14 protein-coding genes and 1 riboswitch are annotated in these 16,685 nt (G+C 73.9%); of the genes, 1 reads left to right on the top strand and 13 read right to left on the bottom strand.

The features are described from left to right. Nucleotides 1–10: 10 nt before the first annotated feature. The 8 genes from ribH to EDD26_RS01585 all read right to left on the bottom strand — a co-directional run bounded on the left by ribH (nucleotide 11) and on the right by EDD26_RS01585 (nucleotide 7,231). Complete coding sequence (gene ribH, locus EDD26_RS01620) at nucleotides 11–493, bottom strand: 6,7-dimethyl-8-ribityllumazine synthase (protein ID WP_123696117.1); 483 nt, start codon at nucleotides 491–493, stop codon at nucleotides 11–13. Between the two features lies 1 nt (nucleotide 494). Next, nucleotides 495–1,763 carry a 3,4-dihydroxy-2-butanone-4-phosphate synthase gene (gene ribB, locus EDD26_RS01615; protein WP_123696116.1) on the bottom strand — a complete coding sequence of 423 codons (1,269 nt, stop codon included), beginning with the start codon at nucleotides 1,761–1,763 and terminating at the stop codon, nucleotides 495–497. Next, entirely contained in the window at nucleotides 1,760–2,371 is a 612-nt protein-coding gene (locus EDD26_RS01610; RefSeq protein ID WP_123696115.1) for a riboflavin synthase, read from the bottom strand. The genes ribB and EDD26_RS01610 overlap by 4 nt, the downstream gene beginning before the upstream one ends. Then, nucleotides 2,371–3,387, bottom strand: a complete 1,017-nt coding sequence (ribD, locus tag EDD26_RS01605) for a bifunctional diaminohydroxyphosphoribosylaminopyrimidine deaminase/5-amino-6-(5-phosphoribosylamino)uracil reductase RibD (RefSeq protein WP_123696114.1) — start codon at nucleotides 3,385–3,387, stop codon at nucleotides 2,371–2,373. Before ribD ends, EDD26_RS01610 begins: the two co-directional genes overlap by 1 nt. Nucleotides 3,388–3,436: 49 nt before the next feature. Continuing rightward, a riboswitch (FMN riboswitch) is annotated at nucleotides 3,437–3,580 on the bottom strand. Nucleotides 3,581–3,772: 192 nt separating this feature from the next. Further along, a complete protein-coding gene (locus tag EDD26_RS01600) occupies nucleotides 3,773–4,363 on the bottom strand; it encodes a GNAT family N-acetyltransferase (protein ID WP_123696113.1) in 591 nt (196 codons plus the stop codon). After that, a complete protein-coding gene (gene trpS, locus EDD26_RS01595; protein WP_123696112.1) occupies nucleotides 4,360–5,355 on the bottom strand; it encodes a tryptophan--tRNA ligase in 996 nt (331 codons plus the stop codon). Before trpS ends, EDD26_RS01600 begins: the two co-directional genes overlap by 4 nt. A 20-nt stretch (nucleotides 5,356–5,375) precedes the next feature. After that, entirely contained in the window at nucleotides 5,376–6,206 is an 831-nt protein-coding gene (locus tag EDD26_RS01590) for an exodeoxyribonuclease III (protein WP_123696111.1), read from the bottom strand. 62 nt (nucleotides 6,207–6,268) lie between these two features. Then, nucleotides 6,269–7,231: a YihY/virulence factor BrkB family protein gene (locus tag EDD26_RS01585; protein ID WP_123696110.1), complete on the bottom strand. Its 963-nt coding sequence runs from the start codon at nucleotides 7,229–7,231 to the stop codon at nucleotides 6,269–6,271. A gap of 65 nt (nucleotides 7,232–7,296) precedes the next feature. Between EDD26_RS01585 and ptsP the strand changes: the two genes are divergently transcribed. Further along, entirely contained in the window at nucleotides 7,297–8,955 is a 1,659-nt protein-coding gene (ptsP, locus tag EDD26_RS01580; RefSeq protein WP_123696109.1) for a phosphoenolpyruvate--protein phosphotransferase, read from the top strand. A gap of 197 nt (nucleotides 8,956–9,152) precedes the next feature. Here the strand turns inward: ptsP and EDD26_RS01575 are convergent, their stop codons facing one another. The 5 genes from EDD26_RS01575 to sdhA form a co-directional block, all read right to left on the bottom strand. Beyond that, complete coding sequence (locus EDD26_RS01575) at nucleotides 9,153–11,000, bottom strand: GTPase (protein ID WP_342769281.1); 1,848 nt, start codon at nucleotides 10,998–11,000, stop codon at nucleotides 9,153–9,155. Continuing rightward, nucleotides 10,997–12,961 (bottom strand): dynamin family protein, encoded by a 1,965-nt coding sequence (locus EDD26_RS01570; RefSeq protein WP_123696108.1) that lies wholly within the window; start codon nucleotides 12,959–12,961, stop codon nucleotides 10,997–10,999. The genes EDD26_RS01575 and EDD26_RS01570 overlap by 4 nt, the downstream gene beginning before the upstream one ends. A gap of 21 nt (nucleotides 12,962–12,982) precedes the next feature. Beyond that, entirely contained in the window at nucleotides 12,983–13,807 is an 825-nt protein-coding gene (locus tag EDD26_RS01565) for a tryptophan-rich sensory protein (protein ID WP_123696107.1), read from the bottom strand. Nucleotides 13,808–13,930: 123 nt separating this feature from the next. Continuing rightward, nucleotides 13,931–14,653, bottom strand: a complete 723-nt coding sequence (locus EDD26_RS01560) for a succinate dehydrogenase iron-sulfur subunit (protein WP_245989981.1) — start codon at nucleotides 14,651–14,653, stop codon at nucleotides 13,931–13,933. A gap of 239 nt (nucleotides 14,654–14,892) precedes the next feature. Next, the gene (sdhA, locus tag EDD26_RS01555; RefSeq protein ID WP_123696106.1) at nucleotides 14,893–16,680 is read right to left on the bottom strand and encodes a succinate dehydrogenase flavoprotein subunit; all 1,788 of its coding nucleotides are present in this window, start codon (nucleotides 16,678–16,680) and stop codon (nucleotides 14,893–14,895) included. Between the last annotated feature and the right edge of the window lie 5 nt (nucleotides 16,681–16,685).

The raw sequence follows: 16,685 nt of genomic DNA, 5'->3' as shown, positions 1-16,685 counted from the left end.
GGCGCGTCGCCTAGCCCTCGAGCGAGCGCAGCGACCGCAGGGCGAGCGCCGCCTCGACGACCGCCTCCGCCGCCTCCCGGCCCTTGTCCTCCTTCGAGCCGGGCAGGCCGGCCCGGTCGATGCCCTGCTGCTCGTCGTCGAGGGTGAGCACGCCGAAGCCGACCGGCTTGCCCGTGCGCACCGCGACCTCGGTCAGGCCCATGGTCGCGGCCTGCGAGACGTACTCGAAGTGCGGGGTGCCGCCGCGGATGATGACGCCGAGCGCCACCGCGCCGTCGGCGCCCGCCTCGAGCGCCGCCTGCGCGACGACCGGCAGCTCGAACGAGCCCGGCACGGGCAGCTCGAGCACGTCGGCGCCCATCTCGGCGAGCGCGCGGCGCGCGCCCTCGAGCAGCCCCGCCGCGATCTGCTCGTGCCACCGGCCGTGCACGACCACGATCCGCAGTCCGCTCGCGTCCAGTCCGCCCGCCGTGGGCGCTCCTGCTCCAGCCATGTCAGTCGTCTCCCTGTTCGTCGTACGCCTCGATCACGGCCGGGAGCTGGTGCCCCATGCGGTCGCGCTTCGCCTCGAGGTACTGCTCGTTGTACTCGCCCACGCCGACCAGCAGCGGGACGAGCTCGGTGACGGCGATGCCGTGCTGCTCGAGCTGCTGCTGCTTGAGCGGGTTGTTCGACAGCAGTCGGATCGACTGCACGCCCTGCTGCCGGATGATGCCGGCCGCGGCGCCGTACTCGCGCGCGTCCGCGGGCAGGCCGAGGGCCAGGTTGGCGTCGAGCGTGTCGAGCCCGTCCTCCTGCAGCCGGTAGGCGCGCAGCTTGTTGATGAGGCCGATGCCGCGGCCCTCGTGGCCGCGGAGGTACACGACCATGCCGCCGCCCGCCTCCTGGATCTGCTGCAGGGAGGCGTCGAGCTGCGGGCCGCACTCGCACTTGAGCGAGTGGATCGCCTCGCCCGTGAGGCACTCGGAGTGCACGCGCACGAGCGCGCCGTCGGCGAGCGCGTCGCCGGCGATGATCGCGACGTGGTCGGCACCGGTCTGGCGGTCGCGGTAGGCCGCGACGCGGAACGTGCCGAACTGCGTCGGCACGTGCGTCTCGACCTCGAAGGAGACGCGCGCCGACTCGTCGTTCGCGCCCTTGCACGCCGACGGCAGCCCGCCGGCCTCGAGGTGGTCCACGAGGTCCTCGATCGTGATGACGGGCAGGTCGTGCTCCTCGCCGAAGGCGATGAGCGAGGGCAGCCGGCGCATCTCGCCGCTGTCCTCGACGAGCTCCCCGATCACCGCGACGGGCTCGAGGCCCGCGAGCGTCATGAGCTCGACGGCCGCCTCGGTGTGGCCCTTGCGCTCGCGCACGCCGCCCTCGACCGCACGGAGCGGCACGATGTGGCCGGGCCGGCGGAGGCTCCTGGGCGTCGACGCGGGGTCCGCGAGCACGCGCAGGGTGTGCGCGCGGTCGTCGGCGGAGATGCCGGTCGAGTCGCGGTCGGCGGCGTCGACGGTGATCGTGTACGCCGTCTGCCGCGCATCCTCGTTCTCGAGCACCATGAGCGGCAGCTCGAGCAGGTCGGCGCGCTCGGCCGTGAGCGGCGCGCACAGGTAGCCGGAGGTGTGGCGCACCATGAACGCCACCTGCTCGGCCGTCGCGAGCTGCGCCGACATGATGAGGTCGCCCTCGTTCTCGCGCCCCTCGTCGTCGACGACGATGACGGGCTTCCGCTCGCGCAGCGCCTGCAGCGCGACGTCGATGGTGGTGATGCTCATGAGGCCTCCCGCTGGAGCATGCGCTCGACGTGCCGAGCGACGATGTCGGTCTCGAGGTTCACGCGGTCGCCGACGGCCCGGAAGCCGAGCGTCGTGGACGCGAGCGTCTCGGGGATGAGCGAGACCTCGAACCACTGCTGCGCCTCGGACGGGTCGCTGACGGCCGAGGTGGTGAGGCTGATGCCGTCGACGGCGATCGAGCCCTTCCGCACCACGAGGTGCGCGTGCGCGGCGTCGAGCGAGATCCGGACGGTGCGCTGCCCGTCGCCCTCGACGATCGACAGCACCTCGGCGGTGCCGTCGATGTGGCCCTGCACGATGTGGCCGCCGAGGCGGTCGCCGACGGCGGCCGCGCGCTCGAGGTTGACGCGGTCGCCGGGCGTGCGGTCGCCCAGCGTCGACATGTCGACCGAGATCTGCATGACGTCGGCCGTGAACGCATCCGCCGTCTGGTCGACGACGGTCAGGCAGAGGCCGTCGACGGCGATGGAGTCGCCGTGGGATGCGTCGCTGACCGCGAGCGGCCCGCGCACGGTGAGGCGCCACGCGTCTCCGCTGCGCTCGAACGAGACGACCTCGCCGAGCTCTTCGATGATGCCGGTGAACATCAGTGCTCTTTCCCTGTCGTGGCCTCGACCAGGAGGTCGCGGCCGAGCTGCTCGAGCCGCGTCACCGTGAGGCGCCGCTGCTCGTCGATCGTGCCGACGCCGATGTCGTCGAGCACGGTGCGCGGACCTCCGAGGAGCGTCGGCGCGAGGTAGATGGTGAGGCGGTCGGCGAGGCCGGCGCGCAGGAAGGCGCTCGCGAGCGTCGGTCCGCCCTCGACGTAGAGCGTCTGGAGGCCGGCGGCGGCGAGCCCGAAGAGCTCGCGCTCGAGCTCGTGGCCGGCCGTGCGGTACCCGCGCGGGTGCTGCCGGATGGCGGCGCCGGCCGGGATCTCGCGGGTGCCGAAGACGACGGGGATGGGCTGCGGCGCGTCCGGCTCGCCGTCGACGCGCGCGGTGAGCAGCGGGTCGTCGGCGAGCACCGTGCCGGTGCCGACCGCGATCGCGTCGTGCGCGCTGCGCTCGCGGTGCACGTGAGCGCGCGCCTCCGGGCCGGTGATCCAGCGGCTGGTGCCGTCGGCCGCGGCGGCACGGCCGTCGAGCGACTGCGCCCACTTGACCGTCACCCTCGGCCGGCCGGTGCGCTGCACGAAGAGCCAGTCGGCGATGAGGGCCTCGCCCTCGGCCTCGTCGAGGCGGTCGACGTCGACGCCGCCCGACGTGAGCCGGGCTGCGCCGCCGCTCGACGCCTCGCCCGGGTCGGCGCTCGCGTAGACGACGCGCGCGACGCCGGCGGCGAGCAGCGCCTCGGCGCAGGGCCCGGTGCGGCCGGTGTGGTTGCAGGGCTCCAGGGTGACGATGGCGGTCGCGCCGCGCGCCTCCTCGGGGCGCAGGCGCGAGAGCGCGTCGACCTCGGCATGCGGCGTACCGGCACCGCGGTGCCAGCCCTCGCCGAGGACGCGGCCGTCGGGGGAGAGGAGCACGGCGCCGACCTGCGGGTTCACGCCGCGGGGGCCGCGGGCCGCGAGCTCGCGGGCGCGGGCCATCGCGTCGCGCTCTGCGACCGGGTTCCCCGCCATGACGTTCCTCTCCGAAGCGCGCGCGGGGAACGAGGGGTCGCGAGCGACCCCACGTGCGCCTCCCCTCCGGACTCTCACCGTCGGTGCTGGAGTTCCACCAGCTCAGCCGATCGCGCTGCTCGGGTTCGAGCAGCACTCACGGGTCGCGGACTATCACCGCCGGTTCAGACTTGCACTGACCCCGGGCACGTTGCACTGCCACCCTACAACTCGCCCCTCCGCCGCCCCATTCCCGCCCATCCACCCGGTCCCCTGGCGCGGGTGGTCACGACACGCCGTGCTGGGTGGCGCGACGCGGCGCGTCGTGACCACTCGACGCTCGCCACGCGGCGTGTGGTGACCACCCGGCGCGGGGATGCAGGGAGCGAGGAGGGGCGGGGCGGGGTCAGTCGAGGGGCGGCCAGGGGCGGGCGCCGGCGGGCATGCCGCCGGCGACGCGCACCGCGTGGTGCTCGAGGCGGCGGGCGCCGGCGCGGCCCCTGCCGGTCGTCGGCTCGGTCTCGTGCGCGCCGAGGTAGGAGAAGCCGGCCGCCTTGGCGACGCGCATCGACGCGACGTTGCCGTCGAAGCAGCGCCAGTGCACCTCCGGCCACGTCAGGCAGCCCTCGGCGTGCCCGACGAGCGTGCGGAGCGCATCCGCCATGAGGCCCCGCCCCTGCGCGTCGGGGTGCAGCCAGTAGCCGACCTCGGCGCGCTCGCCGCGGAGGCCCACGACGCCCGCGATCGGCCCGCGCAGCGACTCGCGGATCGCCCAGGTGCGCTCGTCGTGCTCGCCCCGCCAGCCGGCGGGCGCGAACTCGCGCACGAACGACTCGGCATCGGCGCGGCGGTACGGCCAGGGCGTGTCGAGGAAGCGCTCGGCATCCTCGGTCGAGCACGCCTCGACGATGCGGTCGACGTCGTCCTCCCGGAGCGCCGTGAGCAGCACCTTGCTGCCCAGCACGGGCAGCGAGGGGCCGGCCAGGGGCGCGCTCATCGCAGGCCCATCGCCTCCAGCGCCCGCCGGAGCGTCGCATCCGCGACCGCGGCCGCGCGCTCGGCGTTCGCCGCGAGCAGGCGGTCGAGCTCGGCCGGATCGTCGAGCAGCTCGAGGGTGCGCTCGCGCACCGGGGCGAGCTCCGCGACCACGGCGTCGGCGACCGTCGTCTTGAAGACGCCGTAGCCCTGCCCCTCGAACTCCGCCTCGAGCGTCGCCACCGGCGAGCCGGTCATCGCGCTCAGGATGTCGAGCAGGTTCGTCACGCCGGGCTTCTGCGCGCGGTCGGCGCGGATCGACCCCTCGGTGTCGGTCACCGCCGAGCGGATCTTCTTCGCGGTCTTCGCCGGCTCGTCGAGCAGCCAGACCACGCCCTTGTCGTTGTCGGCCGACTTCGACATCTTCGACTCGGGCGACTGCAGGTCGTAGATGCGCGCGCCGCCCGCGAGGATGACCGGCTTCGGCACCGTGAACGTCGCGCCGAAGCGCTTGTTGAAGCGCTCGGCGAGGTCGCGGGTGAGCTCGACGTGCTGCTTCTGGTCGTCGCCGACCGGCACGACGTCGGCGTCGAACAGCAGGATGTCGGCGGCCATGAGGATGGGGTAGGTGAAGAGGCCGACGGAGGCCGCGTCCTGCCCGCCCTTGGCTGCCTTGTCCTTGAACTGGGTCATCCGGCTCGCCTCGCCGAAGCCCGTGATGGTGCCGAGCAGCCAGGCGAGCTGCGCGTGCGCGGCGACGTGCGACTGCACGTAGAGGCACGACCGGTCGGGGTCGATGCCGCCGGCGATGTACTGCGCCGCGAGCGTGCGCACCTGCTCGCGCAGCACCTGCGGCGACTGCGGCACGGTGATCGCGTGGAGGTCGACGATCGAGAAGAACGCGTCTACCTCGTCCTGCATGCGCCGCCACTGCTGCAGCGCGCCGATGTAGTTGCCGAGGTGGAGCGAGCCCGACGAGGGCTGCATCCCGGAGTAGAGCCGGGGCTTGGGCATGGGGGTTCCAGTCTGAGTGATCACAGGTCGTAGTCGACGATGACGGGGGCGTGGTCGGACCATCGCGTGTCCCACGCGCTCGCCCGGTCGACGCGGTAGCCGCTCGCGGTCGCCGCGAGCGCGGGGGTGGCCATGTGGTAGTCGATGCGCCAGCCGGTGTCGGTGTCGAACGCCTTGCCGCGCTGCGACCACCACGTGTAGGGGCCGTCGACGCCCGGATGCGCGGCGCGGCCGACGTCGACCCAGCCGTGGCCGCGGCCGCGCTTGCCGTCGACACCGGTCACCATGCCGGTGCCGAGGAATCGGTCGAGGTAGCTGCGCTCCTCGGGCAGGAAGCCGGCGGTCTTCTGGTTGCCGCGCCAGTTCTTGATGTCGAGCGGCGTGTGGCCGACGTTGAAGTCGCCCATCACGACGGCGTGCTCGGTGTGCGCGCGCAGCTGGGGCAGGCGCTTCGCCATGGAGTCGAGGAAGCGGTACTTGTCGGTCTGCTTCTGGCTGCCGACCTCGCCGCCGGAGTGCACGTAGGCCGACACGACCGTGAGCAGCGTCTCGCCGATGAGGAAGTCGGCCTCGAGCCAGCGCCCCTTCGTGTCGAACGTCTTCAGGCCGATGTCGGTGCGGTGCTCGATCGACGGCTCGCGGGAGAGCACGGCGACGCCGGCTCGGCCCTTCGCGGTCGCGGGGTCGTGCAGCACGTGCCAGCCCGGCACGAGCGGCAGCAGGTCCTCGTCGAGGGCCCGCACCTCCTGCAGCGCGACGATGTCGAAGTCGCCCGCCTCGAGCCAGCCGCCCATGTCCTTGCGGAAGGCGGCGCGCACGCCGTTGACGTTGACGGAGGCGATGCGGACCATGCCGACGAGCCTACCGACGCCCGCCAACGCGGGAGGACGCGGCGGCGCCTGCCGGGCTCGCGTCAGCGGCGCCTCGCGAGCCGCTTGTGGAGGCGCACGGCGTCGCCGCCCTCCGCGCGGTTGGCCTGCACCTCGGCGAGCAGCGCCTTCGCCTCGCCCTTCGAGAGGGTCGCGTCGATGCCGCCCGCCTGCACGAGCCGCGTGTACGCGCGACCCGTCGGGCCGACGGCCAGGAACGCGAGCGCGAGCAGCAGGATCTGCATGATGAAGCCGAGCCAGATGAGCATGATCACCGGCGCCGCGATGCCGGCGAGCAGCGGGTTGTTCTCGACGCCGCGGAAGAGCGCGGAGGCGATGAGCTTGAGCCCGGAGAACACCACCGCGCAGGCGAGCGCCGCGGGCACGATCTGCTTCGCGGGGAGCCGCAGGCGTCCGCCGAAGCGGTAGAGCAGCAGCACGACGGCCGTGTCGAGCAGCAGCTGCACGCCGAAGGCGACGACCGGCGCCGCCCATCCGAGGCCGAGCGCATCCGCGAGCGCCTGCGCGACGAGCAGCAGGCCGGAGGAGACGACCACGAGCAGCCCGATCCCGACGCCGACGCCGAGGTCGCCGATCTTGAGCAGGACGAAGTTCGCCGGGGGCGCCTCGAGCTCGAACATCGCGCGGAACCCCTCGCGGCTCACGGCGACCCAGGCGATCGCGGTCAGCAGGATCGAGACCGCGGCGATGGCGCCCGCCCAGCCGAGGATCGTCGAGCCGGTGAGCGTGTCGACGTCGACGGCGCCGCCGTCGCCGATCAGCCCCGGCACAGCGGATGAGATGGAGTCGATCACCGCGTCGCGCAGGGTCGCGTTGTCGCCGAGCACCGCCATGAAGACCGCGAAGCCGACGAAGAGCGCCGCGAAGAGCGACAGGAACGCCTGCACGGTCATGCCCTGCGCCAGCACCGGCCCGCGCTCGCCGGTGTAGCGCTGCCACGCCCGCAGGGGCCGCGACCGCATGAGCCTGTCGATCAGAGCCTTCATCGACGCCCTTCCCGCGGCAGCGGCGGCGCGTGGCGGCCACCGGCTGCCCAGCGTAGTGTGGCGGCATGAGTGCGCTCGCAGGAGTCGGAGTCGGACGCGGCATCGCTGTCGCGAAGGTGCTGAGGATGCCGGAGCCCCTCGCGCCGCCGAGCGACGAGCCGCTCGCGGCCGACGTCGATGGCGAGCACGAGCGCGTCAGCGTCGCGCTGCAGGCCGTGGCCGACGAGCTCAATGCGCGCGCCGCGGCGGCCGGCGGCGACGCCCAGCAGGTGCTCGAGGCGTCCGCGCTCATGGCGCAGGACCCGGCGATCCTCGACGACGTCCGCGCGAGGCTCCAGGGCGGCGCGAACGCGGAGCGCGCGACGTGGGATGCCTACGCGGGCTTCCGCGACCTGCTCACGTCGATGGGCGGCTACATGGCCGAGCGCGCGACCGACCTCGACGACGTCGCCCAGCGCGTCGTCGCGCGGCTGCGCGGCGTCGCAGCGCCGGGCGTGCCGGTCTCGGCCGAGCCCTTCATCCTCATCGCGCGCGACCTCGCGCCGGCCGACACCGCCACGCTCGACCTCGAGAAGACGCTCGCGCTCGTGACGCAGGACGGCGGGCCCACGAGCCACACCGCGATCCTCGCGCGCTCGAAGTCGCTGCCGGCCGTGGTCGGCGTCGTCGGGCTGCTCGACGCGGTGGCCGACGGGCAGCGCGTCATCGTCGACGCCCGCACCGGCACGGTCGAGCTCGACCCGGACGACGCCGCGGTCGCCGCCGCCGAGGAGGAGCGGACCGCGCGCCTCGGCGCCGCATCCGCCCCCATCACCGAGGGCGCGCTCGCCGACGGCACGAAGATGCCCCTGCTCGCGAACGTCGGCTCGCCGAAGGACGCCGCGAAGGCGATCGAGCTCGGCGCTGAGGGCGTCGGGCTGTTCCGCACCGAGTTCCTGTTCCTCGACTCGGCGACCGCGCCGACCGTCGAGGAGCAGACCGCCGCCTACACCGAGCTGCTGCAGGCGTTCTCCGGCAAGAAGGTCGTCGTCCGCGTGCTCGACGCCGGCGCCGACAAGCCGCTGTCGTTCCTCAACGACGCGCACGAGGAGAACCCGGCGCTCGGCCTCCGCGGCATCCGCGCGCTCCGCGCGAGCGAGCACATCCTGCGCGACCAGCTGACGGCGCTCGCGAACGCGCAGGCGGCGTCGGATGCGCGGCTGTATGTCATGGCGCCGATGATCGCCGACGTCGAGGAGACCGAGTACTTCGTCGGGCTCGGGCGCGAGCTGGGGCTCGAGGTCGTCGGCGCGATGGCCGAGGTGCCGTCGATCGCGGTGCTCGCCGACCAGGTGCTCGAGGTCGCCGACTTCGTCTCGATCGGCACGAACGACCTGACGCAGTACACGCTCGCCGCCGATCGGCAGCTCGGCTCGGTCGCCGCGCTGCAGGACCCGTGGCACCCGGCGGTGCTGCGGCTCATCAAGATGCTCGGCGACGCGGGCGCGCGCGCCGACAAGGGCGTGGGCGTGTGCGGCGAGGCCGCGGCGGATCCCGCGCTCGCGGTCGTGCTCGTCGGCCTCGGCGTCACGTCGCTGTCGATGAGCGCGTCGGCGCTCGCGGACGTCCGCGCCGAGCTGCTCACCGTGACGCTCGACGAGGCGAAGGCGCGCGCGGAGCGCGTGCTCGGCGCGCGCTCGGCGGCGGAGGCGCGGCAGCTGGCCGCCGCCTCGCTCGTCGACTAGCTGGGTCAGCGCTTCCGGCCCGCCGCGCGCGTGCTCCGCGGTCGCCGAGCAGCGCGGCGACGGAGCCGTCGCACGGGCCAGGCTCGTGCGTCCGATCGGGCCGAGCCGTGTGCGAGCGTCCATGCCGGCTCGGAGGCCGGCTCAGGCCGATCGGAGTCGCGCGGCGGCCGCGCGGTGCGGATCGGGGTGGCCTCCCATCACGCCCCGGCGGGGACGTCGTCGAGGCCGCCTGCGCGAGCGGGGCGGGTCGAGGTCCGCGAGCTCGATCGCGCTGAGCCGTGTGCGAGCGTCCATGCGGGCGCGGAGGCCGGCTCAGGCCGATAGGAGTCGCGCGGCGGCCGCGCGGTGATCGGCCACCTGCTGCTCGTCGACGAGCGGGTCAGCGCTTCCGTCCCGCCGCGCGGCGCACGGCGACCGCGAACTCGCGTGCTCGCTCCCGCTCGCCCTCGATCGGCAGCACGACGACCTCCTGCGCGACCCGGTGCACCTGCTTGCGCAGACGCCGCCGGGGCGCGGGCGCGGCGAGCAGCGCCGACCGCCCCACTCACGAGCGCGCCGAGGAGCCCGAGCACGACGCCGAGCAGCAGGCCGCCGACGAGCGCCACGAGCGGCACCGGCCAGCCGTCGAGCCAGGTGCCGGTGCCCTCGAGCTGGGGCAGCACCGGCGCCACCATGCCCCACAGCGGCAGCAGGATCGGCAGCAGCAGCCACACGCCGCCGAGTACCGCGACGATGAGCGCGAGCCACTGGAGCGCGGCGAGCACCGGCCACCACCACGATCCCCGCGCGCCGAGGTCGGTCCTGGCGATCGCGCGGTCGAGCTCCGACGGCAGCGACTCGAGCGCGTCGCCGGCATGCTTGTGGACGGCCGCCGACCATCCCTCGCCCAGACCGCTCGCCGCCGCGTCGGCGTAGGCGCGGACGGCCATGCCGGCCTGCGCGCGCTGCGCGGCGCTCATCGGCGGCAGCCCGGTGCGGTGCACGTCGGCGTCGCGGCCGCGGTCGCGGCCGGCCGCGAGGTGGAGGCGCCGCAGCGGGTCGGGCGCGAGCCGCAGCACCCAGGCGGTGAGCGGCCAGCCCGTGACCTGGCCGGCGCGCTTTCGATAGGAGCCGGCCACGGCGTCGGCGACCGCGTCGACGCCGGCCGCGGCGGCGAGGCCGCGCTCGAGCGCCTGCACGTCGGCCGACCGCAGCGAGCCTGGCACGCCCGCGTGCTCGAGGCGGGCCGCGATGCCGCGCACGTCGGCGGCGAGGCGCTCGGACGCGGCCTTCCGCTCGGCGGCGAAGCGCGCGATGCGCGTCCGCAGCTCGTCGATCCCGGCGCCCGTGGTCGCCGACACCGGCAGCACCTGCACGCCGTCGAGGCCGTCGCCGCGCAGCAGCCCGCGGAGCGACTCGACGACGTGCCAGACCTCGTCCGGCGGCAGCCGGTCCACCTGGTTGAGCACGGCGGTGGTGACGGACGCGTGCGTCGCGAGCGGCGCGATGAAGTCGCGGTGAATGACGGCGTCGGCGTACTTCTGCGGATCCACGACCCACACGAGCACGTCGACCTGCCCCGCGAGCCGCTCGGCGATCGCCCGGTGCTCGAGCGCGACGGAGTCGAAGTCGGGCAGGTCGAGCACGATGAGCGAGAGCTCCTGCCCGGGCGCGAACGGCCGCTCCATGATGCGGCGGTCGGAGACCTGCAGCCAGTCGAGCAGGGCGGATGCGCCGCGCGGGTTCCAGACGGCCGCGAGCGGTGCCGAGGTGGTGGGGCGGCGCACGTGCGTGCGCGCGATCGCCTCGCCGGCGAGCGCGTTCATGAGCGACGACTTGCCGGACCCGGTCGCGCCGAAGAAGCCGACGACGGTGTGCTCGGAGGAGAGCGCGCGCCGCTGGCCCGCGCTCGCGGTGATGCGCCGCACCGCCTCGAGCTCGGCCTGCGGCACGCGCCCGGCGCCGAGCTCGGCCGCCTCGGAGAGCGCGCCGAGCAGCGCGTCGACGCCGCGCTCTCCCCGGACGTGCTCCCCGCGGCCGTGCTCGTCCCGGTCGCGCTCGCTCACCGGTCGTGCCCCGCGTCGCGCTCCCGCGGCGTGCCGCGCTCGAGCTCGCGCACGTCGTCGGCCTCGCCGTCGAGGGGCGCCTCGGCGGCGGGCGCGGCGTCGTCGAGCGCCTCGCCCTCGACGAGCTCGCTCGGCAGCAGCGCGCGCGAGCGCGCGGCGGGCGACGCCACGTCCAGCCGGGCAGTGTCGGACCGGGCAGTGTCGGACTCGGGTGCGTCGGGTGCCGTCGCGACGGCGCGCATCGCGGCCTCGAGCTCGGCGGCGGCGTCGCGCAGCACGTCACCCGAGGCGCCCTGCTCGACCGGCGTGAGCAGCGCGTCCCAGCGGGCCGCCTCGGCGCCCATGAGCGCGCGCACGCGGGTGTCGAGGTCGTCGCGCGCCTGCGCGGCGAGGCGGCGCACGGCGTCCTCGCCGAAGATCGTCTCGAGCAGCTTCTGGCCGACGACGGCCGAGCCGCCCGCGATCGCGAGCTCGCCGCCCGTGAGCCCACCGGTCGACGCGAAGACGACGACCATGAGCGCCACGGTGATGACGTTCAGCCCGAGCGACATCACCCGCGCCTTCGTGCGCTTGCCCGCGGCCTGCTCGGTGATGAGCTCCATGAGCGCGAGCTGCCAGTCCCGCACGAGCAGGCTCGCGCGCTCCGACAGCGCCGACGACGGATGCGCGAGGTCGGCCCCGGCCGTCAGCTCGCGGCCGACGGCCGACTGGCGCACCCGCTGCCACGCATCCGACGCCGCGCGGCCGGCCTCGTCGACCATCACGGCGTGCAGGCCGCTCTCGATCTCGTGCTCGACCTCGACCGGCGGCGTCGGCCGGCCCTGGAACCACGCGACCACCCGGTCGCGCGTGCGGGAGTACCACGACTCGATGGTGCGGAACACATCGGAGGTGCCGACGAAGTCCTGCCAGCGGGCGAGCACCTCGCCGCGGAGCAGCACGCCGTCGCGCGTAGCGTCGCCGACGCGGTCGGCGGCGTCGTCGTAGGCGGTGTCGACCGTGCCGCGCAGGTCGGCGGCCGTCACGACCTGCTCGTCGCGCGCGTCGGCGATCGCTCGCGCGGTGACGCCGAGCCGGCCGACGGCGCCGGCGAGGGTGCGACCGGCGATGCGGGCGCGCTCGGCGCGATCGCCGGCGATCCCTGCGAGCCAGCCCCGGATCTCGGCGACGGCCGCGGCCGGCAGCATGCCGCGATCGTCGAGCGGCGACTCCGTGACGACGAAGACCGGCGCGGAGCCGAGGCCGCGGAGCTCGAGCATCTGCCGCAGGTCGGCCTCCACCTCGCCCTCGGCGCCGGCGGGCACGCGGTTCAGTACCACGCCGACAGTGATGTCGCGCGCGGCGGCGTCGTCGAGCAGCCGCCACGGGACGGCGTCGGCGTAGCGGTTGGCGGTGGTCGAGAACAGCCAGAGGTCGGCGGCGGCGAGCAGCTGCGCGGCGAGCAGCCGGTTCTCGTCGGCGATCGAGTCGACGTCGGGCGCGTCGAGGATCGCGAGGTCGCGCGGCACGCGATCGTCGGCGACGAGCACGACGGAGCCGATCTGGGCGGCGTCCGGCTCCTCGCCGGCGCGGCTCGCGGGCGCCTCCCGCACGACGCCGGTCACCCGCGCGAGCCTGGGCAGGATGCGCGTCGAGCCGAACCAGGCGGCGTCGGCGGGGGAGTGCAGCAGGATCGGCTGCCGCGTCGTCGGGCGGATGACACCGGTGCGGGTGACCGGCACGCCGATGAGCGCGTTCACGAGCGTCGACTTGCCGGCGCCGGTCGAGCCGCCGACGACCGCGAGCAGCGGGGCATCGAGGTGCCGCAGGCGTGGCTCGACGTAGTCGTCGATCTGCCGCACCGCCGCGCCGCGGGCGTCGCGCGCCGCATCGGCACCGGCGATCGACAGCGGCAGCGCCACGCCGTCGAGCGCGGAGCGGAGCGCGTCGAGGCGGTCGAGCGCCGCGATGGTCGAGGTCACGCGGCTAGTCTGCACCCTCGATCACGGCGCGACCTGGCGGCGTCCCGCCGGAGCGACGCGAGCGGGCGCGGGGGCGCGGAGCCGTGCCGCGACGGTCACGAACCCGATGAGCACGCAGACCACCGCGGCGGCGATCGCGACCGTCGCCGAGGCGGGCTCGCCGATCGCCCGGCCGACGCCGATCCATGCCACGCCCCAGAGCATCGCGAGCGCCGGCGCGATGCGGCCCGCGCCGCGCACGGCGAGGAGCGCGGCGACCACCGCGACGAGCAGCAGCACGAGGATCGTCGGCAGCTCCCAGTCGGTGGGCCGCACGCCGGCATCGGCGAGGAACGCCGCGATGTTCGCGACCGTCGCGACCGCGACCCAGCCGAGGTAGAGGCCGAACGTGCCGTCGACGACCACGGTCTCGACCAAGGATGCCGGGCGCGAGCGCCGCAGCACCTCGAAGATCGCCAGCAGCACCGCGAGCAGCAGCAGGATCACGACGACGGTGACCGGCAGCAGCCCCGCCTGCGCGCAGAGGATCCACGAGGCGTTGAGCACGAGCGAGGCGACGGCGAGCCAGCCGAGCAGGCGCTGCCGCGGATCGTGGCGCTGGCGCGGCAGCAGCTGCCACACCGCGTACGCGGCGAGGCCGAGGTAGATGAGCGACCAGATCGAGAACGCCGGGCCGTAGGGCGCGAGCGGCGTCGCCGAGTCCGAGAGGGCGCCGCTCGACGACGCCTCGACCTCGGTGCCGCCGAAGAACCCGGAGCCGAGCGCGGCCGCGGCGATCGTCACGGGCAGCGCGATGAGCACGACCCACGGGCGGATGCGGTCAGCGGTCGTCGTCGAAGCGTCCATGGCGGGGACGATACATCGGCTGCCTACACATCAGCCGAGAGCGGAACGACGGTCAGGGCCGCCGACGGCCGCAGCGAGGGCCGGCATCCGCGTGGATGCCGGCCCTCGGGTCGAGCGGTGCGGCTAGAGCCGGACGCCCGTCATCATGGCCTGCTTGACCTCGGCGATCGCCTTGGTCACCTGGATGCCGCGGGGGCAGGCATCCGTGCAGTTGAAGGTCGTGCGGCAGCGCCACACGCCCTCCTTGTCGTTGAGGATGTCGAGCCGCACCTGGCTGCCCTCGTCGCGCGAGTCGAAGATGAAGCGGTGCGCATTGACGATCGCGGCGGGTCCGAAGTACTGGCCGTCGGTCCAGAACACCGGGCACGAGGTCGTGCACGCGGCGCAGAGGATGCACTTCGTCGTGTCGTCGAAGCGCTCGCGCTGCGCGATCGTCTGGTGGCGCTCCTTCTCGGGCTTGCCCGTCGCCTGGAGGAAGGGCTGGATCTCGCGGAAGGAGTCGAAGAACGGCTCCATGTTCACGATCAGGTCCTTCTCGAGCGGCAGGCCCTTGATCGCCTCGACGTAGATCGGCTTCGAGATGTCGAAGTCCTTCACGAGCGCCTTGCAGGCGAGGCGGTTCTTGCCGTTGATGCGCATCGCGTCGGAGCCGCAGACGCCGTGCGCGCACGAGCGACGGAAGGCGAGCGACGGGTCGATGTCCCACTTGATGCGGTGCAGGGCGTCGAGGATGCGCTCCGTCGGGTACATCTGCACGTCGTAGTCGACCCAGCGCGGCTCCTCGTCCACCTCGGGGTCGTAGCGGCGCACGATGACCGTGACGTTGAAGCTCTGCGGCACGTCGATGGGCTCCGACGGCTCGACCTCGCGGTCGGCGCCGTCGTACTCGTTCTCGACCGGCTTCGGGCTGGTCGGCGACTGCGCCGCGGCCTCGGCGGCCTGGTGCGCGCTCGCCTGGTCCTCGGTGGAGCCGGTGTCGGGCCGGTCGGCCATCGGCGTGGGCGCGCCCGTGGGGCCGCTCTGCGCCGGGTGCACGCCCGACTCCTGGCCCTTCGGGTCGCCCTGGGGCAGCTGGTTGTCGCTCATCAGTACTTCCGCTCCGTCGGCTCGTAGTGCGTGAAGCGCACCGGCTTCCAGTCCAGACGGATGCCCTGGCTGTCACCCGTCTCGGCGGCCGTCCGGTACGCCATGGTGTGCTGCATGAAGTTCACGTCGTCGCGCGTGGGGTAGTCATCGCGCATGTGGGCGCCCCGCGACTCCTTGCGGTTGATCGCGGAGATTACGACCACCTCGGCGAGGTCGAGCAGGAAGCCCAGCTCGACGGCCTCGAGGAGGTCGGTGTTGAAGCGGCGACCGCGGTCGTGCACGCGCACGTTGGGGTAGCGGCCGCGGAGCACGGCGATGTCGGCGAGCGCGGTCTGCAGCGTCTCCTCGGTGCGGAACACCTGGGCGTTGCGGTCCATCGTCTCCTGCAGCGCCTTGCGGATCGCGGCGACCGACTCGGTGCCGTCGCCCTCGCGCAGCTGCGCGAGCAGCTTCACGACGCCGTCGGCGGCATCCGCCGGCACGTCGACGAAGTTGGCCGTCTGCGCGTACGTGACCGCGTTGTTGCCGGCGCGCTTGCCGAACACGTTGATGTCGAGCAGCGAGTTCGTGCCCAGGCGGTTGGCGCCGTGCACTGAGACGCACGCGCACTCGCCGGCGGCGTAGAGGCCCGGGATGACGGTGTCGTTGTCGCGGAGGACCTCGGCGTCGTTGTTCGTCGGGATGCCGCCCATGGCGTAGTGCGCCGTGGGGTAGACGGGCACGCGCTCTGTCACCGGGTCGACGCCGAGGTAGGTGCGCGCGAACTCGGTGATGTCGGGCAGCTTCGTCTCGAGCACCTCGGCGCCCAGGTGGGTGCAGTCGAGGTAGACGTAGTCCTTGTTCGGGCCGGCGCCGCGGCCGTCGAGGACCTCCTGCACCATCGAGCGGGCGACGATGTCGCGCGGCGCGAGGTCCTTGATCGTCGGCGCGTAGCGCTCCATGAAGCGCTCGCCCGACGCGTTGCGGAGGATCGCGCCCTCGCCGCGGGCGCCCTCGGTGAGGAGGATGCCGAGGCCGGCGAGGCCCGTCGGGTGGAACTGGTAGAACTCCATGTCCTCGAGCGGCAGGCCCTTGCGCCAGATGATGCCGACGCCGTCGCCCGTGAGCGTGTGCGCGTTCGAGGTGGTCTTGTAGATCTTGCCGAAGCCGCCGGTCGCGAACACGACCGACTTGCCCTGGAAGACGTGGATCTCGCCGGTCGCCAGCTCGTAGGCGACGACGCCGGCGGGCCGCGGCACGCCGTCGACCTCGCCCATGATCAGGTCGAGCGCGTAGAACTCGTTGAAGAAGTCGACGCCGTGCTTGACGCAGTTCTGGTACAGCGTCTGCAGGATCATGTGGCCCGTGCGGTCGGCGGCGTAGCAGGCGCGGCGGACCGGCGCCTTGCCGTGGTCGCGCGTGTGCCCGCCGAAGCGGCGCTGGTCGATCTTGCCGTCCGGCGTGCGGTTGAACGGCAGCCCCATGTTCTCGAGGTCGTAGACCGCGTCGATCGCCTCACGCGTGAGGATCTCCGCCGCGTCCTGGTCCACCAGGTAGTCGCCGCCCTTGACCGTGTCGTAGGTGTGCCACTCGTTGCTGTCCTCCTCGACGTTCGCGAGGGCGGCAGCCATGCCGCCCTGCGCCGCGCCCGTGTGGGAGCGGGTCGGGTACAGCTTCGTGATCACCGCGGTCGACGCCTTCGGGGCCGACTCGATGGCGGCGCGCATGCCTGCGCCTCCCGCTCCGACGATGACGACGTCATGCTGGTGGTAGTGGATGCCGTCGACGACGGAATGCTGATCAGCCATGGATG

Source organism: Agrococcus jenensis, from assembly GCF_003752465.1.
GTDB lineage: Bacteria > Actinomycetota > Actinomycetes > Actinomycetales > Microbacteriaceae > Agrococcus > Agrococcus jenensis.
The sequence above is the reverse complement of the archived record's forward strand: the minus strand, read 5'-3'. Positions and strand labels throughout refer to the sequence as shown.